The organism is Escherichia sp. HH091_1A, from assembly GCF_030295175.1.
In the GTDB taxonomy this organism is placed as follows: domain Bacteria; phylum Pseudomonadota; class Gammaproteobacteria; order Enterobacterales; family Enterobacteriaceae; genus Escherichia; species Escherichia coli_F.
The window spans coordinates 2,852,073-2,876,472 of record NZ_AP025747.1 but is presented as its reverse complement, the minus strand read 5'-3'; the positions used below and the strand labels follow the sequence as shown (position 1 = coordinate 2,876,472).

The 24,400-nt window shown below is 49.7% G+C and carries 17 protein-coding genes and 3 pseudogenes; 9 read left to right on the top strand and 11 right to left on the bottom strand.

Features of this window, described 5'->3' with window-relative positions:
- Positions 1–29 precede the first annotated feature (29 nt).
- Together QUF14_RS14530 and yfaU are read left to right on the top strand one after the other, a co-directional pair.
- Positions 30–1,319 carry an MFS transporter gene (locus QUF14_RS14530; RefSeq protein ID WP_001308785.1) on the top strand — a complete coding sequence of 430 codons (1,290 nt, stop codon included), beginning with the start codon at positions 30–32 and terminating at the stop codon, positions 1,317–1,319.
- A gap of 16 nt (positions 1,320–1,335) precedes the next feature.
- Positions 1,336–2,139: a 2-keto-3-deoxy-L-rhamnonate aldolase gene (yfaU, locus tag QUF14_RS14525; RefSeq protein ID WP_000992985.1), complete on the top strand. Its 804-nt coding sequence runs from the start codon at positions 1,336–1,338 to the stop codon at positions 2,137–2,139.
- 40 nt (positions 2,140–2,179) lie between these two features.
- On the opposite strand, the pseudogene QUF14_RS14520 reads toward yfaU, so the two are convergent.
- From QUF14_RS14520 to glpA, 5 genes and pseudogenes are all read right to left on the bottom strand, one after another.
- Positions 2,180–2,377: pseudogene (locus QUF14_RS14520) on the bottom strand (Rpn/YhgA-type helix-turn-helix domain-containing protein); the annotation flags it as partial.
- The gene (locus QUF14_RS14515) at positions 2,378–3,337 is read right to left on the bottom strand and encodes an ISNCY family transposase (protein WP_100733815.1); all 960 of its coding nucleotides are present in this window, start codon (positions 3,335–3,337) and stop codon (positions 2,378–2,380) included.
- A 193-nt stretch (positions 3,338–3,530) separates the two neighbouring features.
- Positions 3,531–4,721, bottom strand: coding sequence for an anaerobic glycerol-3-phosphate dehydrogenase subunit GlpC (gene glpC / locus QUF14_RS14510; RefSeq protein ID WP_286333056.1), 1,191 nt, complete (start codon positions 4,719–4,721; stop codon positions 3,531–3,533).
- Positions 4,718–5,977 carry a glycerol-3-phosphate dehydrogenase subunit GlpB gene (gene glpB / locus QUF14_RS14505; RefSeq protein ID WP_001209916.1) on the bottom strand — a complete coding sequence of 420 codons (1,260 nt, stop codon included), beginning with the start codon at positions 5,975–5,977 and terminating at the stop codon, positions 4,718–4,720. Before glpB ends, glpC begins: the two co-directional genes overlap by 4 nt.
- Entirely contained in the window at positions 5,967–7,595 is a 1,629-nt protein-coding gene (glpA, locus tag QUF14_RS14500; protein ID WP_000857233.1) for an anaerobic glycerol-3-phosphate dehydrogenase subunit A, read from the bottom strand. The genes glpB and glpA overlap by 11 nt, the downstream gene beginning before the upstream one ends.
- Before the next feature lie 273 nt (positions 7,596–7,868).
- Between glpA and glpT the strand changes: the two genes are divergently transcribed.
- Positions 7,869–9,227 (top strand): glycerol-3-phosphate transporter, encoded by a 1,359-nt coding sequence (gene glpT, locus QUF14_RS14495; RefSeq protein ID WP_000948724.1) that lies wholly within the window; start codon positions 7,869–7,871, stop codon positions 9,225–9,227.
- A gap of 4 nt (positions 9,228–9,231) precedes the next feature.
- A complete protein-coding gene (gene glpQ / locus QUF14_RS14490; RefSeq protein WP_024212125.1) occupies positions 9,232–10,308 on the top strand; it encodes a glycerophosphodiester phosphodiesterase in 1,077 nt (358 codons plus the stop codon).
- A 219-nt stretch (positions 10,309–10,527) separates the two neighbouring features.
- Here the strand turns inward: glpQ and QUF14_RS14485 are convergent.
- Positions 10,528–11,598 (bottom strand): annotated as a pseudogene (locus tag QUF14_RS14485) (hypothetical protein).
- Positions 11,599–12,063: 465 nt separating this feature from the next.
- The gene (locus QUF14_RS14480) at positions 12,064–12,942 is read right to left on the bottom strand and encodes a LysR family transcriptional regulator (RefSeq protein WP_024212124.1); all 879 of its coding nucleotides are present in this window, start codon (positions 12,940–12,942) and stop codon (positions 12,064–12,066) included.
- Between the two features lie 151 nt (positions 12,943–13,093).
- Between QUF14_RS14480 and QUF14_RS14475 the strand changes: the two genes are divergently transcribed.
- Both QUF14_RS14475 and inaA read left to right on the top strand, forming a co-directional pair.
- Complete coding sequence (locus QUF14_RS14475) at positions 13,094–14,284, top strand: MFS transporter (RefSeq protein ID WP_000660227.1); 1,191 nt, start codon at positions 13,094–13,096, stop codon at positions 14,282–14,284.
- An 80-nt stretch (positions 14,285–14,364) separates the two neighbouring features.
- Positions 14,365–15,015: a lipopolysaccharide kinase InaA gene (inaA, locus tag QUF14_RS14470; RefSeq protein WP_000301026.1), complete on the top strand. Its 651-nt coding sequence runs from the start codon at positions 14,365–14,367 to the stop codon at positions 15,013–15,015.
- Positions 15,016–15,067: 52 nt separating this feature from the next.
- On the opposite strand, the gene yfaE is transcribed toward inaA, so the two are convergent.
- The 3 genes from yfaE to nrdA form a co-directional block, all read right to left on the bottom strand.
- Entirely contained in the window at positions 15,068–15,322 is a 255-nt protein-coding gene (gene yfaE / locus QUF14_RS14465; protein WP_000135040.1) for a ferredoxin-like diferric-tyrosyl radical cofactor maintenance protein YfaE, read from the bottom strand.
- Positions 15,322–16,452 carry a class Ia ribonucleoside-diphosphate reductase subunit beta gene (nrdB, locus tag QUF14_RS14460; protein WP_000332037.1) on the bottom strand — a complete coding sequence of 377 codons (1,131 nt, stop codon included), beginning with the start codon at positions 16,450–16,452 and terminating at the stop codon, positions 15,322–15,324. The genes yfaE and nrdB overlap by 1 nt, the downstream gene beginning before the upstream one ends.
- 145 nt (positions 16,453–16,597) lie before the next feature.
- On the bottom strand, positions 16,598–18,883 hold the full coding sequence (gene nrdA, locus QUF14_RS14450; protein WP_001075153.1) for a class 1a ribonucleoside-diphosphate reductase subunit alpha: 2,286 nt from the start codon (positions 18,881–18,883) through the stop codon (positions 16,598–16,600).
- A gap of 127 nt (positions 18,884–19,010) precedes the next feature.
- Here nrdA and ypaB point away from each other — a divergent pair, with 127 nt between their 5' ends.
- Both ypaB and QUF14_RS14440 read left to right on the top strand, forming a co-directional pair.
- Complete coding sequence (gene ypaB / locus QUF14_RS14445; RefSeq protein WP_001300064.1) at positions 19,011–19,154, top strand: protein YpaB; 144 nt, start codon at positions 19,011–19,013, stop codon at positions 19,152–19,154.
- Positions 19,155–19,578: 424 nt separating this feature from the next.
- Positions 19,579–20,550, top strand: a pseudogene (locus tag QUF14_RS14440) (hypothetical protein); the annotation flags it as partial.
- A gap of 255 nt (positions 20,551–20,805) precedes the next feature.
- On the opposite strand, the gene ubiG reads toward QUF14_RS14440, so the two are convergent.
- Positions 20,806–21,528 carry a bifunctional 2-polyprenyl-6-hydroxyphenol methylase/3-demethylubiquinol 3-O-methyltransferase UbiG gene (ubiG, locus tag QUF14_RS14435; RefSeq protein WP_000990784.1) on the bottom strand — a complete coding sequence of 241 codons (723 nt, stop codon included), beginning with the start codon at positions 21,526–21,528 and terminating at the stop codon, positions 20,806–20,808.
- 146 nt (positions 21,529–21,674) lie between these two features.
- Here ubiG and gyrA point away from each other — a divergent pair, with 146 nt between their 5' ends.
- Positions 21,675–24,302 carry a DNA topoisomerase (ATP-hydrolyzing) subunit A gene (gene gyrA / locus QUF14_RS14430; RefSeq protein ID WP_001281242.1) on the top strand — a complete coding sequence of 876 codons (2,628 nt, stop codon included), beginning with the start codon at positions 21,675–21,677 and terminating at the stop codon, positions 24,300–24,302.
- Positions 24,303–24,400 lie beyond the last annotated feature (98 nt).

Below are 24,400 nucleotides of genomic sequence, written 5' to 3'. Positions count from 1 at the left end.
TAACGCCCACATATTCTAAGGAGCTTTTTATGAGCACCGCTTTGCTTGACGCCGTGGTGAAGAAAAACCGTGCGCGTTTAATTCCGTTTATGTTGGCGCTGTATGTGCTGGCGTTTCTCGACCGTTCGAATATCGGTTTTGCCAAACAGACCTACCAGATTGATACCGGGCTGAGTAATGAAGCTTATGCGCTGGGAGCAGGCATTTTCTTTGTGGTATATGCGTTTCTGGGTGTTCCGGCGAATCTTTTGATGCGCAAACTGGGGGCAAGAACCTGGATTGGTACGACAACACTGCTGTGGGGATTTCTTTCGGCAGCCATGGCATGGGCCGATACTGAAGCGAAATTTCTGATCGTTCGCACTCTGCTTGGTGCTGCGGAGGCCGGGTTCTTCCCTGGTATGATTTATCTCACCTCGCAATGGTTTCCGCAGCGTAATCGCGCCAGCATTATGGGGCTGTTCTATATGGGCGCACCGTTGGCGTTAACACTGGGATCACCGCTTTCCGGCGCGCTGCTGGAGATGCATGGATTTATGGGGCATCCCGGCTGGTTCTGGATGTTTGTGATTGAAGGATTGCTGGCAGTCGGCGCTGGTGTATTCACATTCTTTTGGCTTGATGACACGCCGGAGCAGGCTCGTTTTCTGAGTAAAGAAGAAAAAACGTTGCTTATCAACCAACTGGCAAGTGAAGAACAACAGAAAGTGACTTCTCGACTGAGCGATGCGCTGCGTAATGGGCGAGTCTGGCAACTGGCGATTATCTACCTGACCATTCAGGTGGCGGTTTACGGATTAATTTTCTTCCTGCCGACGCAGGTTGCTGCATTGTTGGGGACAAAAGTGGGCTTTACGGCGTCGGTGGTCACCGCCATTCCGTGGGTCGCGGCCTTGTTTGGGACCTGGCTTATTCCGCGCTATTCCGATAAAACCGGCGAACGGCGTAATGTCGCGGCGCTGACATTACTGGCGGCAGGCATTGGTATTGGTCTCTCCGGGCTGCTTTCTCCAGTACTGGCGATCGTAGCGCTGTGTGTTGCAGCCATCGGGTTTATTGCCGTGCAGCCGGTGTTCTGGACGATGCCGACACAACTGCTTTCCGGTACGGCGCTGGCGGCGGGGATTGGTTTTGTAAACCTGTTTGGTGCAGTGGGCGGGTTTATTGCCCCGATCCTGCGCGTGAAAGCAGAAACGTTGTTTGCCAGCGATGCGGCTGGATTACTGACGCTGGCAGCGGTGGCGGTCATCGGTTCGCTGATTATTTTCACTCTGCGTGTAAATCGCACTGTTGCGCAGACCGACGTGGCACATCATTAATAGGTTAAGGAACACCATGAACGCATTATTAACCAATCCCTTTAAAGAACGTTTACGCAAGGGCGAAGTGCAAATTGGTCTGTGGTTAAGCTCGACTACTTCTTATATGGCAGAAATTGCCGCCACCTCCGGTTATGACTGGTTGCTGATTGACGGGGAGCACGCGCCAAACACCATTCAGGATCTTTATCACCAGCTACAGGCGGTAGCGCCCTATGCCAGCCAACCCGTGATCCGTCCGGTGGAAGCCAGTAAGTCGCTGATTAAACAAGTCCTGGATATTGGCGCGCAAACTCTACTGATCCCGATGGTCGATACTGCCGATCAGGCACGTCAGGTGGTGTCTGCCACGCGCTATCCTCCCTACGGTGAGCGTGGTGTCGGGGCCAGTGTGGCACGGGCTGCGCGCTGGGGACGCATTGAGAATTACATGGCGCAAGTCAACGATTCGCTTTGTCTGTTGGTGCAGGTGGAAAGTAAAACAGCACTGGATAACCTGGACGAAATCCTCGACGTCGAAGGGATTGACGGCGTGTTTATTGGACCTGCGGATCTTTCTGCCTCGTTGGGCTACCCGGATAACGCCGGGCACCCGGAAGTGCAGCGAATTATTGAAACCAGTATTCGGCGGATCCGTGCTGCGGGTAAAGCGGCTGGTTTTCTGGCTGTGGCTCCTGATATGGCGCAGCAATGCCTGGCGTGGGGAGCGAACTTTGTCGCTGTTGGCGTTGACACGATGCTCTACAGCGATGCCCTGGATCAACGACTGGCGATGTTTAAATCAGGCAAAAATGAGCCACGCATAAAAGGTAGTTATTGATATCAAAGGCCCACGGGGATCGGCTGTGGGCCTGTGTTAATTAGTGGTTATTGGCTGCCAGATCGGCTTCGCTTAGCTGGGTGGCAGCGAGCACCAGGTCACGATCAATGCCCTGTTCCAGCATGCGCAAAGCAATTTTAATGGCTTGTTCATGCATACCTTCTAATTTACCCTCCTGCCAGCCAATTTGGTGTCCTTCCTGCCGTAGCCGTTCAGCAATAGTCATTAATCTCTCCTTTTAATAACAGTTCGGAATATCAGCATCAGTGAGTTGGGTTGTCGCCAGCACAATCTCACGTTCAAAGCCCTGTTCCAGCATGCGCAAGGCAATTTTAATGGCTTGTTCATGCATACCTTCTACTTTGCCTTTCTGCAAACCCTCCAATTTCCCCTCCTGCCAACCTTCAATTTTACCTTCCTGCCAGCCAATTTGGTGTCCTTCCTGCCGTAGCCGTTCAGCAATAGTCATTAATCTCTCCTTTTGTAGTGGTGAACGTTCGGCAATCTCCTCAATAAAACGGGTGAAGCGGGAGGTATCGCCGCATTGCAGCAGATAATTAAACAGCGTTTGTAGCTGGCTGTCATTAGTGAAGCCTCTAACCAAAAGCGTGGTGATCCTGTCGACCATACCGATTAAATCGCGGTCGCGAATATGCTTTTGAATCAGTTCAAGCAGAGCTATACGCCGATGTTGCATGATCTCATCGTCAGGCACGATGGTGATATCCACCAACGGAAAAGCTTCGGTGTACAACTGCCGGGCAAGTTGCGGATCGTCAAACTCATCCAGCCAGTTAAGTGAGTATGGGTAGGGCGAGGTTTCGCCGTGATAAAACAGCAACGGCACCACCAGCGGGACTCTGTCATAGCCTTTGTCAAGGTGACGCTGCATGGCGGCGGTGGCATAGCGCATTAGCCGAAAAGCCATATTCTTTTCTGCAGAGCTTTGATGTTCAATCACGCAGTAGATATAGCCGTTACCGTCGCTGGTTTCCACGGACCACAAAACATCCGAGTAGTAAGCGCGTAAACTTTTTTCAATAAAACTGGTGGGTTCCAGGCGTAAGGTTTGCAGGTTGCAAAGCTTGCGCAGCGGCTCTGGTAGATGTATTTCCAGAAAATCCCGTGCGGTTTCGGGTGTGAACATAAAGGTTTTAAACACCGCATCATGCGGGGAGGAGGTTGTTGATTCGGTCATGGTTGTCCGTCACCTGATATTTATGATGACGCGACATTACGGGGATCTCGAAACAATGACATCTGCCAGTTTCTGCCTTTGCGAGACGTTTTCAGAAGAATTTTCAAAGCGATGCAACGCATACATTGAGCGAGGAATCGCGCCCGCAAAAATGCCCGATAAGCAATGCGCTTACCGGGCATCACAAGGAAGATTAAGACAGCGCCTGGGCCAGCAGCGTAATCGGGTGCTCGCAGCGAAGGCTCGTGGACATCTCAATCTGCCATTTGCAGGTTTCGCAGTCGGTGACCACCAGATCCGCGCCGCTCTCTTCTATCTGACGGAATAGTGGTGCGCCGATGGCTTGTGAGGTGGGGTAGTTCTCTTTTTTGAAACCGTAAGTACCTGCAATACCGCAGCACTGGGAATCCAGCACCGTTAACTCAAGCCCCGGGATTTTACGCAACAGTTCCAGGGTGTAGAGTGTCCAGCCCATTTTTTCCATATGGCACGGGGTGTGATAAACCACTTTTAGTGGCAGCGTTTTCAGCGGTAACGTTTTTCCTTCGTCCAGCTTGCGCCACAGCCAGCGGGTCGCCAGTTCGATATGATCGCGCAAGCCTTTGTTGTCGACATTCAGCACTTCCGGGTATTCATCGCGCAGGGCAAATGTACAGGTTGAGGAGGTGGCAATCACCGGAATGCCTTTTCCCCCCACAGCTTCGCGGATCGACTCTACATTCGTGATTGCTTGTTTACGTGCTTTATCGGTAAAACCGTTGGCGATGAGCGGCACGCCGCAGCATTTTTCTTTGCTCAGCAGTTGTACGCCGGTGTCCATCGCGTTGAGCACTTTAATTAAATCTTTACCTAACTGCGGATGGTTGTAGTTAACGAAGCAGCCGTGAAAGAAAGCCACCTGGTCTTTATATTGCGCTTGCTGAGCCGCCACGCTGCGATACCAGCGACGAAACGTACCGAAGGAGTATTTCGGTAGCGTGCGGCGATGATCGATTTTTAACGCCGCATCAAGCAACTGCCGCACTGGTTTCAGCGAGGTAGCGGTGTTGACGATTGGAGCAAACGGCGTGGAAACGCTACCCATCAGGTCGGTATGACTCAACATAAAATTGCGCAGCGACGGGCGCGTGGTGTCATATTTCGCCCGCGCGCGCTGGATGATATCGCCAATCTTCACATCGGACGGGCAGGCGACTTCGCAACGTTTGCAGTTAATACAATATTTCAGTGCCTCGTCATACAGTGCACCATCTTTTAAACGCAGACGCTCGCCATCCGGCCCGGCTTGTTTTGGCCCCGGATAGCTGGGATTCACCCGGCTCACCGGGCAGGCGGTGGTGCAGACGGTGCACTTAATGCAGTTTTCGAAGCTGGTGTCGTTCATTGTTGGCCTCCTGCGCGTTGGGCAATTTGTTGAGCGGCATGTAAAGCACTGACGGCACAAACACCGCCGCCGCATCCCTGGGCAATGGGATCAAATCCGCCCAGCACCGAACCGATGACAAATAGGTTCTCAATGGTTTTCCCCGCCTGCGACGGGCGCAGCGCCTCATCAGTGGTGACACCGAACTGCTGCCACGGCTGCGGCGCAAAAAAATCTCCCTTATACCATTCACCCCGCGTAGCGGTTTGTAGTACATCAAGACCAATAATTGGTTCACGAATGCCTTCACGTTCCGCTACCAGTCCGCCACTAAAGAAACTGCCGCTGGCGAGCACGGCAAAGCGTGGACGCAGCGGGATATCGGCGTGATTGCGGGTCCAGATTTCATTCACCACGCCATTTTTACAGGTCACTTTTTTCACTTCATCGCCCGGCATCCACACGCCACCCTGGCGCACAAACTGGCGCTGTAACTGGTTTTGCAGACGAATGCCCAGCACTGAAGGTGGTAATGTCGGCAGTAACATTAATGAACAGGGCAATTGCTCGTTCAGCCACCGCCAGAGTTTGTCATCAGCCAGGCCGAAGCAGGCGGGCATCAGGATCATTTCGCTGGTATTGGCGACAGGAATAAGCGCATCAATTAACAGAGGCCAGTTTTCTTCGTTATCAAGGAAACGGGCGATATTCACCGCGCGGAACTCGGTGGCGTTATTGCGCAGGATATCCAGTTCTGGCAGCTCTATTTCTGCGGTTTCAACATTAAGATCCAGTTCGCGCAATGAAGCCGCCGCAAGATGCGCCTGAAAATCCATCAGGCCGCTAATTCCCACTACACAAATTTTCTTCGCGGGCAGCGGCCAGACGGGGACTTCTGGCGAACTTAGCCAGGTAGAGCGCAGAGTACCGAGCGGCGTAACTCGCTGGTGAGCCAGCTCTACGCTGCCCTGTAATTGCGCACCGCTTTCAGCGATTAATGTCTGTGCCTGACAAGCGAGATCGAGCACGCGTTGTGGCCCGAGAAGAGAGTATGGATGGGCAGGTGCCTGATGACACAAAGATTCCAGTCCACTGTGAATGTCTGTCACCGGCTGACCGTCAGGCAGATGGCTCAGCAAATCCAGCGATCCGGATGAGAAATGCAGCGCGCTTTGACCACGAGTGACAATGGCACAGCGCAGGCCGTGTTTTTGCAGTTGCAGGCCACAGAGTAATCCGGCGAGCCCGCCGCCCATAATGACAGTATCAAAGCGCATCTTTCTGCTCCTTCTCCAGACCACAAAGTCCCTGATAAACCCAACGGGTAAACTCGCTTTCGCGCAATGCGTCTCCCCAGGCGATGGGTTGCACGCCTTTCCAGCGTTCGTTAAGGAAGGTGGAAAGTTGCTCGATAGATTGCGCGGACGTCGTGACGTTAAAACGCTGTAGCAGTCCGGCAGCGCGGCAGGCGCAGAGCTCGCCCTGGCAGGTTCCCATCCCCACACGGGTGCGACGACGTAAATCCAACAGGCTGTTAACGTTTAAATTTTCTACTGCGTACTGCACTTCACCCGCAGTTACCGCTTCGCACTCACATACCAGGCTGCGGTGCAGACGGCCTTCGCTCAGCCAGGCAGGCGTGCGATCGCCATGACGATAAACCGCAGAACCGCGCAGCGGGGCAGGCAGGGAGATGACTTTACGCAAGGTAACTTCAGCGGGTTCCTGTGAACCTGGAAGTGCCAGATCGGCGGTCGTACAGGGGCGCGTATTGCCCAGCTTGCGACATACCGCATCGGTAGCCCATTCCGCCATCAGCCGATAGGTCATCAGTTTGCCACCGGTGATGGTGATAAATCCGTCCAGACCATCGCGTTCAGCATGATCGAGCAGCACGATGCCACGGCTGACGTTACGTCCGCTCGGGTCGTCATCGCTGGCAACCAGCGGACGCACGCCAGAGTAAGCCCGCAAAATACGCGTTTTCGCCATCACGGGGGCCAGTTTTTCCCCTTCACGCAGCAGAATATCCACTTCTTCTGCCGTCACTCGATTATCGTCAATCTCGTTGTAATCAATACGTAAAGAGGTGGTGCCAATCAGCGAAATGGTATCGCCAGGCACCAGAATATCGGCGTCAGAAGGTTTACGGCAGCGGTTGATCACATGCTGATTAATGCGGTGATCCATAATCAGAAGCGACCCTTTCGCCGGGAACATGCGAATGCGCAGATCGGCATATTCCGCAATATGTTGCCCCCAGATCCCGGCGGCATTAACCACGACAGGCGCATGGAGAGCCTGCGTTTCGCCGGTGAGATGGTTACGTACACGAACGCCGCACACCGTCGTGCCTTCACGAATCAGCCCCGTGACTTCGTGAGCGGTAAGGATAATCGCACCGTGTTCTTTGGCATCCAGCATGTTTGCTGCGGTCAGACGAAATGGATCAACAGTGCCATCCGGAACTTTCACCGCGCCAATCAGTGCCGGGTTAACGGCAGGTTCGATAATGCGTGCTTGCTGCGGATCAATGGCTTCAGCACTGATTCCAGCCTCTTCGCAAGCACGAATAAAAGTCGCCTGGAAGGAGAGATCATCTTCCGGCAGGGTGATAAACAGGCCGTTGGTTGGTTCGACACAGTGACGCGCAATGCGTTTTAAAATCTGGTTTTCACTAATACATTCGCGGGCCGATTCCGCATCGGTAACCGCATAGCGTGCGCCGCTGTGCAGCAGACCGTGGTTACGCCCGGTGGCTCCCGTTGCGATGTCGTGGCGCTCAACCAAAATCACGCGCAGCCCGCGCAGGGCACAGTCGCGGGCAATCCCGGCTCCCGTTGCGCCGCCGCCAATGATAATCACGTCACTTGATTGCGAGTCGCGAGTTTTCATTGTTATCCCTCTGAAGTTCGTTTTTTTACCATTTAGCCATAGTAAAAACATGAATTGTTTGATTTCGCGCATATTCGCTCATAAATCGAAAGTGAAACGTGATTTCATGCGTCATTTTGAACATTCTGTAAATCTTATTTAATAATGTGTGCGGCAATTCACATTTAATTTCTGAATGTTTTCTTAACATCGCGGCAACTCAAGAAACGGCAGGTTCTCCCACTGAATCAGGCTGTTAATCATAAATAAGACCACGGGCCACGGAGGCTTTCAATGTTGAGTATTTTTAAACCGGCGCCACACAAAGCGCGCTTACCTGCCGCGGAGATCGATCCGACTTATCGTCGATTGCGCTGGCAAATTTTCCTGGGGATATTCTTTGGCTATGCTGCTTACTATTTGGTTCGTAAGAACTTTGCTCTCGCGATGCCTTACCTGGTGGAGCAGGGATTCTCACGCGGTGATTTAGGTTTCGCGCTTTCTGGGATCTCGATCGCCTATGGATTTTCGAAATTCATCATGGGTTCGGTGTCGGATCGCTCGAATCCGCGCGTTTTCCTCCCCGCAGGTTTGATTCTGGCGGCGGCAGTGATGCTGTTTATGGGCTTTGTGCCATGGGCGACATCGAGCATTGCGGTAATGTTTGTACTGTTGTTCCTCTGCGGCTGGTTCCAGGGGATGGGGTGGCCGCCGTGTGGTCGTACTATGGTGCACTGGTGGTCGCAGAAAGAACGTGGCGGCATTGTGTCGGTGTGGAACTGTGCGCACAACGTCGGTGGTGGTATTCCGCCGCTGCTGTTCCTGCTGGGGATGGCCTGGTTCAATGACTGGCACGCGGCCCTCTATATGCCCGCTTTCTGCGCCATTCTGGTGGCACTATTCGCCTTTGCGATGATGCGCGATACCCCACAATCCTGTGGCTTGCCGCCGATCGAAGAGTACAAAAACGATTATCCGGACGACTATAACGAAAAAGCGGAGCAGGAGCTGACCGCGAAGCAAATTTTCATGCAGTACGTGCTGCCGAACAAACTGCTGTGGTACATCGCCATCGCCAACGTGTTCGTTTATCTGCTGCGTTACGGCATCCTCGACTGGTCACCGACCTACCTGAAAGAAGTTAAGCATTTCGCGCTGGATAAATCCTCCTGGGCCTACTTCTTCTATGAGTATGCGGGCATTCCGGGCACCCTGCTGTGCGGCTGGATGTCGGACAAAGTCTTCCGCGGTAACCGTGGGGCCACCGGAGTCTTCTTTATGACACTGGTGACCATCGCAACTATCGTTTACTGGATGAACCCGGCAGGCAACCCAACCGTAGATATGATTTGTATGATTGTTATCGGCTTCCTGATCTACGGTCCTGTGATGTTGATCGGTCTGCATGCGCTGGAACTGGCACCGAAAAAAGCGGCAGGTACGGCAGCGGGCTTTACCGGGCTGTTTGGTTACCTGGGCGGTTCGGTGGCGGCGAGCGCGATTGTTGGTTACACCGTGGACTTCTTCGGCTGGGATGGCGGTTTTATGGTAATGATTGGCGGCAGCATCCTGGCGGTTATCCTGTTGATAGTTGTGATGATTGGCGAAAAACGTCGCCATCAGGAATTACTGCAAAAACGCAATGGAGGCTAATGGCATGAAATTGACGCTGAAAAACCTTAGCATGGCGATCATGATGAGTGGAATGATCATGGGAAGCAGTGCAATGGCGGCGGATAGCAACGAAAAAATAGTCATCGCCCATCGCGGTGCCAGTGGATATTTACCGGAGCATACGCTGCCAGCAAAAGCGATGGCTTATGCGCAGGGAGCGGATTATCTGGAACAGGATTTGGTGATGACCAAAGACGACCATCTGGTTGTTCTGCATGACCATTATCTCGATCGTGTTACTGATGTTGCCGATCGTTTCCCGGATCGGGCGCGCAAAGACGGTCGTTACTACGCGATAGATTTCACGCTCGATGAAATTAAGTCACTGAAATTTACCGAAGGTTTCGATATTGAAAACGGTAAGAAAGTACAGACTTATCCGGGACGTTTCCCGATGGGTAAATCTGACTTCCGGGTTCACACTTTCGAAGAAGAGATTGAATTTGTTCAGGGGTTAAATCACTCTACCGGGAAAAATATCGGTATCTATCCAGAAATTAAAGCGCCGTGGTTCCATCATCAGGAAGGGAAGGATATTGCGGCAAAAACGCTGGAAGTGCTGAAGAAATATGGTTATAGCGGTAAGGACGACAAAGTTTATTTGCAATGTTTTGATGCTGATGAGCTGAAACGCATTAAAAATGAGCTGGAACCGAAAATGGGCATGGACCTCAATCTTGTACAGCTGATTGCCTATACCGACTGGAATGAAACGCAGCAGAAACAGCCGGACGGAAGCTGGGTTAATTACAGCTATGACTGGATGTTCAAGCCGGGCGCCATGAAACAGGTAGCGGAATATGCTGATGGCATTGGTCCGGATTACCATATGGTGATTGAGGAGACATCGCAGCCGGGTAATATCAAGCTTACCGGAATGGTAAAAGATGCACAGCAGAATAAGCTGGTGGTGCATCCTTATACCGTGCGGTCAGATAAGCTGCCTGAATACACTACTGATGTGAATCAGTTATATGATGCTCTGTATAATAAAGCGGGTGTAAATGGGCTGTTTACTGATTTCCCTGATAAGGCAGTAAAATTCCTTAATAAAGAGTAATGCTACTGCAGGATGGCGTTCATGCGCCATCCTCTGCTAAAGCGAAATAATGCTACTACCGGTTATTATTTTCATTAACGGGTGCATCCTGTAAAAAGATGCCAACATAATTTTCGCAAAACTCATTCGTTAAAAAAGCTAACACTGGGCATTGTTATTCTTTAAACAGTATGAATATGCCTCAATAATAAATTGTAATGCAGTTTATACTGTAAAGTATTATTCTAATTTCGGAAAGGTAAAGAAAATATTAATGTATCTTATTAATTTATCATATTGTTCTTGGGTGAATGCTGTTTGCACACCTTCAGGGCAATATTTACCAGTAATAACCAGTTGCCCATTGCTGTGTTGTACCATTAAACCTTCTTTTTCCTTTGGATCTACAAAATTAGAATTATCAAATGTGAAGATATTCTTTTCCTGTTTTGAGTAAGCAAAGAAATCTCGTGTATAGCTGAAACTATCATTTATTAATGGTGCTAACTTTTTGTCGGCGATATCGATAAGCTCACCACTTAATTTATTGATGTATTTCATTTGCTTCAATTTTTTCTGCGCTTGCACAATTTGCTTGTAGGTGTTTTCAATTTTTTTAGATGAATTCTTAAATACATCATAGCGTTCCCCGGAGGATGTGGATTTGTACCATTCTGTATTTTTCTCAGAATGTAGTAGCAGGTCTGTATATTCTTTTTGCTTGCTGTAAAGTTGAGTTCTTATATTTAACTCGTGGATAAATTTATAAATTTTGTCAGAGTTGGTTATTTTTGGTGTGTCTTTGTCTGTCAATGTTTGGATCTTGTTATTGATATTTTCTTTTGCGACATGCTCATTGATGATGTTAATTGCAGTTTCATATTCATTTAAATTTATTGTTCTTTCTGAAAGAAACCCTTCTTTGCTTTCGATACTCAAAACACCTTCGTTGTTTTCACCTCGGGTAAAGGTAAGGGTATAGGGTTCATAATCTTCTGCAAATTCATTTTTATACGTTATGACATGCTCGACAAAATGTCTTATTGGTACGAAACCATAACTGTGAACGTCAATTTTTTGTGTTTTGATACTATCAATTTTATCTGAGGCTTTCGTGAAAAAAGCCAATAAATTAGCTATGTTGTCTGCTGAGGTTGATAACCCGAATCTACTTTGAGATATTTTTAGAAACTCATTGCAAAAAATCTCAAGTTTCGCGGTTTGTTGTGATTCTTTGTAAATTTCTGCTGTTTGCAATTTATTATTTTGTAAAATATTACAGCGAGATAAGTGAATAGATGTATTTGGCATAAATGATTCCTTGTAGTGTGAGTTAACAAGATACAATTTAATCTTTGCAGAATATATTCACTATCAAATTTAGCTCATTTTATTACGAAGACCTTTACGCATGTTAGAAAGTATCATTATTGTTAATAAATACGGTAATAAGTAACAAACAGATATTGATAACTTCCCTGACTAGTTATTAGGTATCCCACATGAAGATTGAGAATGGCTCCAGAGTAAACTGTGTACTGTTCGCCGGAGTGTCATTACTCTCAACAATCGGTTTTGACAGTGAGTCGGGCGCTTCATACCGGTTTCTACCTGGAGTCATTGTCACTTCTCCCAACTGGATAAATATATATCGCCAATTCACAAAGTGGGCCAAAATCAGGTGAAAACGAATTATTACGCCTGGAAAAGGCTATAGTACAACTAAGTGTGGCGAATCAGGCAGTCTTGCATTTGTCATCAATCTCATGTCTTACATCAAATTTTTCCACTCACCACGAGTTGTTCCGTACACGTTTGTAGTAAAAACAGTGGACTGCCTTCTACCGGCTTTTCTTTAGCCAACAACGAAATCTGTCGATAGAAGGTTGGTTCGTGAGGAACGGAACACAATTCACCTGCAATGGTTTTCAGCGTTAACTCTGGTAATAAGGCGATGCCTAATCCCTGTCGAATAAAACTGATCGCTGTATCCGGGTGATTAAATTCATATTTTATCTGTGGGGTAATATTCTTTTCTTTAAATAGTGCCATAATGCTTAATTCATAGCGTCCTTTACTAATAATTAATGGTTCACCCATTAACTCTTCCACTGTAATAGTGCTGTTTTTTGCCAGAGCATGGTCGGGCGGTAACACTACGGTGAATTTATCCTGATAAATGGGCACGGAGTACATTCCGCTCACCGGAAAATGAACAAAACCGGCATCAATGGATTCATTCTGAAGGGAATCAATAATCGCTGTGCTATTTTCCTCAAAAGGAATAATTTTTATATTCGGATGATGAATTTCAAAGTAGCGAATCACAGCCGGTAAGATACAGGCGCAGACGCTGGGGAAACAACCAAGTCTCAGCATTCTTTGAGGGTTCTGCTTTTCCTGCTCGGCTATCTCTTTTACTGCGTTAACTTCCCGATTAATGGCGCGCAGATGTTGCACAATGCGATGACCTGCTGTGGTCAGTTGTATAGCTTTACGGCGATCGCGTAACAGTATATTCACACCAAGTTCTTGTTCGAGGGCAGCAATTGCCTGACTTACCGCCGACTGCGTCATGAACAATCGCTTGCTGGCTTCAGTAAAGCCACCGTAATCCAGCACGGCGAGTAAAGAATTTATTTGGGTAAAAGTCATTAGAGTTTGTTAATTAATAATATTAAAACGATTAATTTCTCTAATAGCATGCCGCCATTTATACTTCTGTTCTGCAAAGTACATCACAATTTGACGCAACCGCAGTAGCGGGAGTGTTGTCTGCGTGCGTCATCCTGACAGGCGGTAGGGTATGAAAGAGAAGTTATGGACGAAGGATTTTTGGGCAATAACCATCATCAGCTTTATTATTTTCTTCGTCTTTTATGTTTTACTAACATTGTTGCCAATTTATATCTCTGACCGCTTGCATGCCTCTCCTGATAAAGCCGGTTTATTGGTGACTTTATTTTTAATTGCCGCCATTGTTATTCGCCCATTTGCCGGGCAATGGGTGGGTAAATACTCGAATAAAACTATTCTGGTGCTCTCTTCTCTGGCCTTTTTATTGGTCACAGCGTTGTATCCTTTTTGCCACTCAATTGAATCACTGCTTTTTATTCGGGTGCTTCATGGTATTACCTTCGGGGTTATCACTACGGTAAAAGGAACGATTTCCGCGCGGCTGATCCCGGCCTCCCGACGTGGGGAGGGCATCAGTTTTTTCTCTCTGGCAATGGGGCTGGCAATGGTGGTCGGGCCGTGGATTGGCCTGAATATGGCGCGCTGGGAGGCCTTTAATATGGCTTTCTGGTTATGCACCGGCGTGGCAGCGGTGGGGATTATTCTGTCGCTGATTATGACAGTGCCGCCGGTTATCAGCCATGCTGATGGTTCAACGCCGAAAATGGGCTTCGCCGCCATGTTCGATCGCGCGGCGTTGCCATTTGCGATGGTCACCTTTTTTATGACCTTTTCGTATGCCGGGGTTTCTGCTTTTCTGGCGCTTTATGCACGCGAACTTAACCTGATGTCGGCGGCCAGTAACTTCCTGCTTTGCTACGCCATCTTCCTGATGATCTGCCGTACCTTTACCGGCAATGTCTGCGACAAAAAAGGACCGAAATATGTGGTTTACCCTTGCCTTGTGTTCTTTACGGTAGGACTGGTGGTTCTCGGCTACACCCAGGGAAGCATAATGATGGTTGTTTCTGGCGCGTTGATTGGTATCGGGTATGGTTCCGTGACGCCAGTTTTTCAGACGCAGATTATCAGTTCAGTGGAACCGCATAAAATCGGTGTCGCAAACTCCCTCTTCTTCAATGCGATGGATGCAGGCCTGGCGCTGGGAGCCTGTGTGATGGGGATGATGGTTGCACATACTGGCTACCGGATGATTTATCTGCTGGGTGCACTATTAGTGGTAGTGGCTGGTGGAGTCTATGCGCTGCAAATGAAGGGTAAAAGCGGTGTCGCGCTAGTAGTGGCAAAAGAAATTCATTAATACGACACGTTTCATTAAGATTTTTCGCAGGTAACCACCTATAGTCATTGTCGTTAATAAAAAATGACAGGCGATAGGGTATGGCAGTTTCAGCAAAGCACGATGAATTTAATCACTGGTGGGCAACAGAGGGCGACTGGGTTGAAGAGCCTAACTATCGCCGTAATGGGATGAGCGGGGTGCAATGCGTCGAGCGCAACGGCAAAAAGCTGTATGTAAAGCGCATGACGCATCATCTGTTTCATTCCGTACGTTATCCGTTCGGTCGACCGACGATTGTCCGTGAGGTTGCGGTAATTAAAGAGCTGGAACGGGCTGGTGTCATTGTGCCGAAAATCGTTTTTGGTGAAGCGGTGAAAATTGAGGGTGAATGGCGCGCGTTGCTGGTGACGGAAGATATGGCGGGGTTCATAAGTATTGCTGACTGGTATGCCCAGCATGCAGTAACACCTTATTCTGACGATGTTCGGCAAGCCATGTTGAAAGCTGTGGCGATGGCGTTTAAGAAAATGCATAGCGTTAATCGTCAGCATGGCTGTTGTTACGTTCGCCACATCTATGTGAAAACAGAAGGTATGGTAGAAGCTGGTTTTCTTGATCTGGAGAAAAGTCGTCGCCGCTTACGTCGGCATAAAGCGATTAATCATGATTTCCGCCAGCTGGAAAAATATCTGGAGCCGATCCCTAAAGCGGACTGGCAGCAGGTTAAAGCGTATTACTACGCCATGTAATCACGTAGGCCAGATAAGACGCGTAAGCGTCGCATCTGGCACAAGTACCCGATCACATCTCGATTTCAATATCGCCTTTTGCCCGGCAACAACAGGGCAAAATTTCCCCCGGCTGAATAAAGGCCAACGGTTCGGCAATCCAGTCCACCTGGCCTGCAACAAGGCGTGTGCGACAGGAGCCGCAGTAACCTTCGCGGCACTGATACTCAACCGCCACATTGTGGGATTCCAGCGCCGCCAGAAGGGAAGGGTGTTCATCCTGGCACAGCAGCTGTGTGCCAGTGATGCGCAGGGTAACGCGGGCCATCAGAGCTGGAAGTTACTCAAATCGTCGGTGTCCACTTCCGAGTCAATCTGCCCGACCAGATAAGAACTGACTTCCACTTCCTGCGGAGCAACCTGTACGTTATCAGACACCAGCCAGGTGTTGATCCACGGGATCGGGTTGGAGCGTGTCTGGAACGGCAGATCCAAACCGACTGCCTGCATGCGGATATTGGTGATGTATTCAACGTACTGGCAGAGAATGTCTTTATTCAGACCAATCATCGAACCGTCACGGAACAGATAATCCGCCCAGTCTTTCTCTTGCTGTGCCGCCTGGACGAACAGGTCATAGCACTCCTGCTTACATTCTTCGGCAATTTCCGCCATCTCCGGATCATCCGCGCCGCTGCGCAGCAGATTCAGCATATGTTGTGTACCGGTCAGGTGCAGGGCTTCGTCACGGGCAATCAAGCGAATAATCTTGGCGTTGCCTTCCATCAGTTCGCGTTCTGCAAAGGCAAAGGAACAAGCAAAGCTGACGTAGAAGCGGATCGCTTCCAGCGCGTTAACGCTCATCAGGCAGAGATACAGTTTTTTCTTCAGCTCGCGCAGGCTAACGGTTACGGTTTTACCGTTAACGGTGTGGGTGCCTTCGCCCAGCAGATGCCAGTAGCTGGTCATTTCGATCAGTTCATCGTAATAGCTGGAGATCCCTTCCGCACGTTTCTGGATCTGCTCGTTGGTGACGATATCGTCAAACACAACAGACGGATCGTTAACGATATTACGAATGATATGAGTATAGGAACGGGAATGAATTGTTTCTGAGAATGCCCAGGTTTCTACCCAGGTTTCCAGTTCCGGGATCGAGATCAGCGGCAGCAGCGCCACGTTCGGGCTACGACCCTGAATGGAATCCAGCAGCGTCTGATATTTCAGGTTGCTGATAAAGATGTGTTTTTCGTGTTCAGGCAGTGCCTGGTAATCGATACGGTCACGAGAAACGTCAACTTCTTCCGGACGCCAGAAGAAAGAGAGCTGCTTTTCGATCAGCTTTTCGAAGATGTCATATTTTTGCTGATCGTAGCGAGCCACGTTGACCGGCTGACCAAAGAACATCGGTTCTTTCAGCTGATCATTTTTCGTCTGAGAAAAGGTGGTATATGCCATGAATGTGTCCTGTTGGGAGTTTAATGCCGGATAAGGCATTTTACGCCGCATCCTGTGCCTGATGCGACGCTGGCGCGTCTTATCAGGCCTACAAACCGAGCCGTAGGCCGGATAAGGCGTTCACGCCGCATCCGGCATCTCAATATCAGATCTTACATGCGCCGCTTTCGCAGCCATCGTCCTGAATTGACGGCACCAGATCGTCTTGTGCGTCTTCTGCACCGTCACGGGTGTTCTGATAATACAGCGTTTTGACCCCGAATTTGTAGGCGGTGAGCAAGTCTTTCAGCAGTTGCTGCATCGGCACTTTTCCTGACGGGAAGCGTGACGGATCGTAGTTGGTGTTAGCAGAGATCGACTGATCGATAAATTTCTGCATGATCCCCACCAGTTGCAGGTAGCCATCGTTACCCGGCATTTCCCACAGCAGCTCATAGGCGTCGTGCAGATGCTCGTAGTCCGGCACCACCTGGCGCAGAATACCGTCTTTCGACGCTTTGATGCTGACGTAACCACGCGGCGGTTCAATACCGTTAGTGGCGTTAGAGATCTGCGAAGAAGTCTCTGACGGCATCAGAGCAGAAAGCGTGGAGTTACGCAGGCCGTGCGTTTTGATTGACTCACGCAGTGCTTCCCAGTCGTAATGCAGCGGCTCATTAGCGATGGCATCCAGATCTTTCTTATAGGTATCGATCGGCAGGATCCCTTTCGCGTAAGTGGTTTCGTTAAACCACGGGCACGCGCCTTGCTCTTTCGCCAGCTCATTAGACGCTTTCAGCAGGTAATACTGAATGGCTTCGAAGGTTTTATGCGTCAGGTTGTTGGCGCTGCCGTCGGAGTAGCGTTTACCGTGCTTCGCCAGGTAGTAAGCGAAGTTGATCACACCAATACCCAGCGTACGACGACCCATCGCTCCACGTTTGGCGGCCGGGATCGGGTAATCCTGATAATCCAGCAGCGCGTCGAGTGCGCGTACCGCCAGAATTGCCAGCTCTTCCAGTTCATCCAGGCTGTTAATTGCGCCCAGGTTGAAAGCAGAAAGCGTACACAGCGCGATTTCACCGTTCTCGTCGTTGACGTCGTTCAGTGGTTTGGTCGGCAGGGCGATTTCCAGGCACAGGTTAGACTGGCGCACTGGTGCAATAGCCGGATCAAACGGGCTGTGGGTGTTGCAGTGGTCTACGTTCTGAATATAGATACGACCGGTAGACGCACGTTCCTGCATCATCAGCGAGAACAGCTCAACGGCTTTCACACGCTGCTTGCGGATGCTGTCGTCTTTCTCATATTTGGTGTACAGGCGTTCAAACTCTTCCTGATCGGCGAAGAACGCGTCGTACAGCCCCGGTACGTCGGACGGGCTGAACAGGGTGATATCTTCACCTTTCAGCAGACGGGTATACATCAGTTTGTTGATTTGTACCCCGTAGTCCATATGACGCACGCGGTTGCCTTCCACCCCACGGTTGTTTTTCAACACCAGCAGGCTTTCCACTTCCAGATGCCACATCGGGTAGAACAGTGTTGCCGCACCGCCGCGCACACCGCCCTGAGAGCAAGATTTCACTGCCGTCTGGAAATGTTTGTAGAACGGAATACAACCGGTGTGGAACGCTTCGCCACCGCGAATCGGGCTACCCAGCGCACGAATACGCCCGGCGTTGATACCGATCCCGGCACGCTGGGAAACGTATTTAACAATCGCGCTGGAGGTGGCGTTGATGGAATCCAGGCTGTCGCCGCACTCAATTAGCACGCAGGAGCTGAACTGACGAGTCGGGGTACGCACGCCGGACATGATTGGCGTCGGCAGCGAAATTTTAAATGTGGAAACCGCGTCGTAAAAACGCTTCACGTATTGCAGGCGCGTTTCATGCGGGTAGTTCGAGAACAGGCACGCCGCAACCAGAATATAGAGGAACTGGGCGCTCTCGTAGATTTCGCCGGTCACGCGGTTCTGTACCAGATATTTGCCTTCCAGCTGCTTAACGGCAGCATAAGAGAAGGTCATATCACGGTCGTGATCGATAAACGTGTCCATCTGCTTGAACTCTTCTTCCGTGTAGTCTTCCAGCAGATGATTATCGTATTTGCCCATCTCGACCATTTTCACCACATGGTCGTACAGCGCAGGCGGCTCAAACTGGCCGTAGGCTTTTTTACGCAGGTGGAAGATCGCCAGGCGCGCGGCGAGATACTGATAATCCGGCGCATCACGGGAGATCAGGTCTGCGGCAGCCTTGATAATGGTTTCGTGTATGTCAGAGGTCTTGATACCGTCATAAAACTGAATGTGGGAGCGCAGCTCGACCTGGGAAATCGAAACGTTATGCAGTCCTTCTGCCGCCCAATCCAGAACGCGATGGATTTTGTCGAGATTGATGCGCTCTGTGCTACCGTCGCGCTTTGTCACCAGCAGATTCTGATTCATGTATGTCGTACCTGTTTTTGGAATTCTTTCCGCAATAGCTTCATGCAGACTACCTGTAGTGAGGGAAGCTGCTAAGAACACTATATATAGGGGGTATGTTTGGGATTCACTGCAAGATAGTGTGAAAATGGCCCTCTTGCAAGTGCATAACTTTGTGGATAACTCAGGAAGGAAAAAGTGGCTTTCGCGCACCTTAGGTCAGACAAGGTGTCCGGGAAAGTCAATGGGAAGAGAAAAATTTGTTAAAAATAACTGTTCGGCGATTTCTTGAACGGCAGAATAGTATGGGTAAATTGATATAGATGGTTTATTAATCTTGTTGCTAATGATTGCCAAAATTGATCTAAGCACGAATCATCACATAATCTGATGTATCAGTTGTGGTCAATATATAAGCGAATGTAAGCGATTGTTGAGTCGGAAATGGTTGTTTTCTATTCGGTTATTGTTAAATACCAAGCCAATTTGTTACTTTTGCATATATTATAAGAATATTATTTATTACTTTAATTCAGTTTAAATATAACCGATTTACCTTAAGGTTATTAATTTGAATTATGATACACTGATATTATTCATCAAGTAATAACAAAATAGTCATTGCACCGAGTTATACAATTTACAAAAGAAAGATACCCCATATCACATAATGCGATTAAATACGCCTTCTCATAGAAAAGGATGGTTAGGGTAATATGTGGATTATTTTTCTACGTAAGGAGTATTTATCTTTACTCCCGTCAATGATTGCGTCTCTCTTCTCCACTAATGGTATCGCAGCGGTTATTGATTCATGCCAGGGATATGATATCAAAGCGAGCTGTCAGGCCAGCAGGCAAAGCCTTTCAGGCATTACGCAGGACTGGAGCATCGCCGATGGGCAATGGGTGATTTTTTCGGGTATGGCCAATAATGCCAGCGGTGGCGCCGTATTTTTGCAACAAGGAGCGGAGTTTTCTCTATCGCCAGAAAATGAAACTGGAATGACTCTGTTTGCCAATAATACTGTCTCAGGAGAATATAATAATGGCGGGGCAATATTTGCTAAAGAAAACTCAACGATAAATATTGAGAATGTTATTTTCGACAGTAATGTTGCTGGGGGCTATGGCGGAGCAATCTATTCTGCCGGTACCAACGATACTGGTGTCGCCGATTTACGTATCACTAACGCCGTATTTCTCAATAACATCGCTAATGACGGCAAAGGCGGTGCACTTTATACCATCAATAATGATGTCTATTTAAGTGATGATGTTTTTAATAATAACCAGGCATATACATCAACAAGTTACAGTGATGGCGATGGCGGCGCAATCGATATCACTGATAATAATAGCGACAGCAAGCATCCATCAGGTTATACGATAATAAATAACACCGCCTTTACAAATAACACTGCCGAAGGTTATTGCGGGGCAATTTATACCAATAGCGCGACGGCTTCCTATCTTATTGATATTTCAGTTGATGACAGCGACAGCCAGAACAACGGTGTTTTAGTGGATCAGAACAACAGCGCAGCAGGCTATGGCGATGCATCATCGGCGGTGGCGGGAGGCTTCATGTTCATTGATTCAAGTCAGGTCAGATTTGACATCGCGGCCAATAAAACTCTGGTCATCGGCAACATGAGTAACGATGGTGAGATCGATTCCATTGCCGGAAACAGTAGCTAAGTGTTGCTGTTCATAGCACGCCAGCATTAGATCTGAATTATTATCACGAGCCCCATTCGGTGGAAATTGAAGACGGTGGCAGCAATATCAGCGACGATGCGGCTAAGCAGCGTGGCGTGGCAGAAAGGGAGTAATGATTTTGCCCAGACGGCAGGGTTTTTATCGATGACGATAAAATGGTAATTGCTGTCCGCCTGGTATTGTTACCGGATGCAGTGCGAGCACTTTATCCGGCCAACAACCTCACTTATTCTGCGTGTGCAGCATATAGTTCACATCGACGCCGGGGCCGAGCTTAAAAGTATTAGTGATCGGGTTGTAATGCAGTCCGATCATATGCCGTTCTTTTAGACTGGTCTGATCCACCCAGCCCAGCAATTCTGCCGGTTTAATAAACTTCTTCACATCATGCGTACCTTTAGGCACCATGCGCAAAATATATTCAGCACCAACCACCGCCATCAGCCATGACTTGCCGTTGCGGTTAAGCGTCGAGAAAAAGACATCGCCGCCCGGTTTCACCAGTTGCGCACAGGCTCTGACCACTGACTGCGGATCGGGGACGTGCTCCAGCATCTCCATGCAGGTCACCACATCATAATGCCCGGCATGTTTTGCCGCGTGCTCTTCCACGGTTTCCTGCACGTAATCCACCTGAATGCCACTTTCCAGCGCGTGCAACTTTGCCACCTGCAATGGCTCAAAGCCCATATCCAGACCGGTCACCGTCGCGCCTTCGCGCGCCATACTCTCGGCCAGAATGCCGCCGCCACAACCGACATCGAGCACCTTTTTGCCAAATAAACCGCCAGCACGCTCGGCAATATAGCCCAGACGCAGCGGGTTAATGCGGTGCAGCGGTTTGAACTCACCTTCCAGATCCCACCAGCGGGAGGCGACGGCTTCAAATTTAGCGATCTCTTCGTGGTCTACGTTAGGGGTTACCGGCGATTTTTCGGCATTCATTGGCACTTCTACTCCGTAATTGGCAAGACAAACGAGTATATCAGGCATTGGATGTGAATAAAGCGTATAGGTTTACCTCAATCTGCGCGGCTGTGTTATAATTTGCGACCTTTGAATCCGGGATACAGTAGAGGGATAGCGGTTAGATGAGCGACCTTGCGAGAGAAATTACACCGGTCAACATTGAGGAAGAGCTGAAGAGCTCCTATCTGGATTATGCGATGTCGGTCATTGTTGGCCGTGCGCTGCCGGATGTCCGAGATGGCCTGAAGCCGGTACACCGTCGCGTACTTTACGCCATGAACGTACTAGGCAATGACTGGAACAAAGCCTATAAAAAATCTGCCCGTGTCGTTGGTGACGTAATCGGTAAATACCATCCCCATGGTGACTCGGCGGTTTATGACACGATCGTCCGTATGGCGCAGCCATTCTCGCTGCGTTACATGCTGGTAGACGGTCAGGGTAACTTCGGTTCCATCGACGGCGACTCTGCGGCGGCAATGCGTTATACGGAAATCCGTCTGGCGAAAATTGCCCATGAACTGATGGCCGATCTCGAAAAAGAGACGGTCGATTTCGTTGATAACTATGACGGCACGGAAAAAATTCCGGACGTCATGCCGACCAAAATTCCTAACCTGCTGGTGAACGGTTCTTCCGGTATCGCCGTAGGTATGGCAACCAACATCCCGCCACACAACCTGACGGAAGTCATCAACGGTTGTCTGGCGTATATCGATGATGAAGACATCAGCATTGAAGGGCTGATGGAACACATCCCGGGGCCGGACTTCCCGACGGCGGCAATCATTAACGGTCGTCGCGGTATCGAAGAAGCTTACCGTACCGGTCGCGGCAAGGTATATATCCGCGCCCGTGCGGAAGTGGAAGTTGACGCCAAAACCGGGCGTGAAACCATTATCGTCCACGAAATTCCGTATCAGGTGAACAAAGCGCGCCTGATCGAAAAAATTGCGGAACTGGTAAAAGAAAAACGCGTGGAAGGCATCAGCGCGCTGCGTGACGAGTCTGACAAAGACGGTATGCGCATCGTGATTGAAGTCAAACGCGATGCGGTCGGTGAAGTGGTGCTCAACAACCTCTACTCCCAGACCCAGTTGCAGGTTTCTTTCGGTATCAACATGGTGGCATTGCACCATGGTCAGCCGAAGATCATGAACCTGAAAGACATCATCGCTGCGTTTGTTCGTCACCGCCGTGAAGTGGTGACCCGTCGTACTATTTTCGAACTGCGTAAAGCTCGCGATCGTGCTCATATCCTTGAAGCATTAGCCGTGGCGCTGGCGAACATCGACCCGATCATCGAACTGATCCGTCATGCGCCGACGCCTGCAGAAGCGAAAACGGCGCTGGTTGCTAATCCGTGGCAGCTGGGCAACGTTGCCGCGATGCTGGAACGTGCGGGCGATGATGCTGCGCGTCCGGAATGGCTGGAGCCAGAGTTCGGCGTGCGTGACGGTCTGTACTACCTGACCGAACAGCAAGCTCAGGCAATTCTGGATCTGCGTCTGCAGAAACTGACCGGCCTTGAGCACGAAAAACTGCTCGATGAATACAAAGAGCTGCTGGATCAGATCGCGGAACTGTTGCGTATTCTTGGTAGCGCCGATCGTCTGATGGAAGTGATCCGCGAAGAGCTGGAGCTGGTTCGTGAACAGTTCGGTGACAAACGTCGTACTGAAATCACCGCCAACAGCGCAGACATCAACCTGGAAGATCTGATTACTCAGGAAGATGTGGTAGTGACGCTCTCTCACCAGGGCTACGTGAAGTACCAGCCGCTTTCTGAATACGAAGCGCAGCGTCGTGGCGGGAAAGGTAAATCTGCCGCACGTATTAAAGAAGAAGACTTTATTGACCGACTGCTGGTGGCGAACACCCACGACCATATTCTGTGCTTCTCCAGCCGTGGTCGCGTCTATTCGATGAAAGTCTATCAGTTGCCGGAAGCCACTCGTGGCGCGCGCGGTCGTCCGATCGTCAACCTGCTGCCGCTGGAGCAGGACGAACGTATCACCGCGATCCTGCCGGTGACTGAGTTTGAAGAAGGTGTGAAAGTCTTCATGGCGACCGCTAACGGTACTGTGAAGAAAACCGTCCTCACCGAGTTCAACCGTCTGCGTACCGCTGGTAAAGTGGCGATCAAACTGGTTGACGGCGATGAGCTGATCGGCGTTGACCTGACCAGCGGCGAAGACGAAGTAATGCTGTTCTCCGCTGAAGGTAAAGTGGTGCGCTTTAAAGAGTCTTCTGTCCGTGCGATGGGCTGCAACACCACCGGTGTTCGCGGTATTCGCTTAGGTGAAGGCGATAAAGTCGTCTCTCTGATCGTACCGCGTGGCGATGGCGCAATTCTCACCGCAACGCAAAACGGTTACGGTAAACGTACTGCGGTAGCGGAATACCCGACTAAGTCGCGTGCGACGAAAGGGGTTATCTCCATCAAGGTTACCGAACGTAACGGTTTAGTGGTTGGCGCGGTGCAGGTAGATGACTGCGACCAGATCATGATGATCACCGATGCCGGTACGCTGGTACGTACTCGCGTTTCTGAAATCAGCATCGTGGGCCGTAACACCCAGGGCGTGATCCTTATCCGTACTGCGGAAGATGAAAACGTGGTGGGTCTGCAACGTGTTGCTGAACCGGTTGACGAGGAAGATCTGGATACCATCGACGGCAGTGCTGCGGAAGGGGACGATGAAATCGCTCCGGAAGTGGACGTTGACGACGAGCCAGAAGAAGAATAATTTCATCGCCTCATGCCAAAAGGGAGTTATCTCCCTTTTTTGAATTGAAGTCCAGGCTGCAAAGTCTGGGCTTTTGTCGTATTAGGGCGCGGTAAAGT

Coding starts and splice junctions, on each gene's coding strand:
- QUF14_RS14530 (WP_001308785.1), top strand. CDS start 30: ATGAGCACCGCTTTGCTTGACGCCGTGGTGAAGAAAAACCGTGCGCGT.
- yfaU (WP_000992985.1), top strand. CDS start 1,336: ATGAACGCATTATTAACCAATCCCTTTAAAGAACGTTTACGCAAGGGC.
- QUF14_RS14515 (WP_100733815.1), bottom strand. CDS start 3,337: ATGACCGAATCAACAACCTCCTCCCCGCATGATGCGGTGTTTAAAACC.
- glpC (WP_286333056.1), bottom strand. CDS start 4,721: ATGAACGACACCAGCTTCGAAAACTGCATTAAGTGCACCGTCTGCACC.
- glpB (WP_001209916.1), bottom strand. CDS start 5,977: ATGCGCTTTGATACTGTCATTATGGGCGGCGGGCTCGCCGGATTACTC.
- glpA (WP_000857233.1), bottom strand. CDS start 7,595: ATGAAAACTCGCGACTCGCAATCAAGTGACGTGATTATCATTGGCGGC.
- glpT (WP_000948724.1), top strand. CDS start 7,869: ATGTTGAGTATTTTTAAACCGGCGCCACACAAAGCGCGCTTACCTGCC.
- glpQ (WP_024212125.1), top strand. CDS start 9,232: ATGAAATTGACGCTGAAAAACCTTAGCATGGCGATCATGATGAGTGGA.
- QUF14_RS14480 (WP_024212124.1), bottom strand. CDS start 12,942: ATGACTTTTACCCAAATAAATTCTTTACTCGCCGTGCTGGATTACGGT.
- QUF14_RS14475 (WP_000660227.1), top strand. CDS start 13,094: ATGAAAGAGAAGTTATGGACGAAGGATTTTTGGGCAATAACCATCATC.
- inaA (WP_000301026.1), top strand. CDS start 14,365: ATGGCAGTTTCAGCAAAGCACGATGAATTTAATCACTGGTGGGCAACA.
- yfaE (WP_000135040.1), bottom strand. CDS start 15,322: ATGGCCCGCGTTACCCTGCGCATCACTGGCACACAGCTGCTGTGCCAG.
- nrdB (WP_000332037.1), bottom strand. CDS start 16,452: ATGGCATATACCACCTTTTCTCAGACGAAAAATGATCAGCTGAAAGAA.
- nrdA (WP_001075153.1), bottom strand. CDS start 18,883: ATGAATCAGAATCTGCTGGTGACAAAGCGCGACGGTAGCACAGAGCGC.
- ypaB (WP_001300064.1), top strand. CDS start 19,011: ATGGCCCTCTTGCAAGTGCATAACTTTGTGGATAACTCAGGAAGGAAA.
- ubiG (WP_000990784.1), bottom strand. CDS start 21,528: ATGAATGCCGAAAAATCGCCGGTAACCCCTAACGTAGACCACGAAGAG.
- gyrA (WP_001281242.1), top strand. CDS start 21,675: ATGAGCGACCTTGCGAGAGAAATTACACCGGTCAACATTGAGGAAGAG.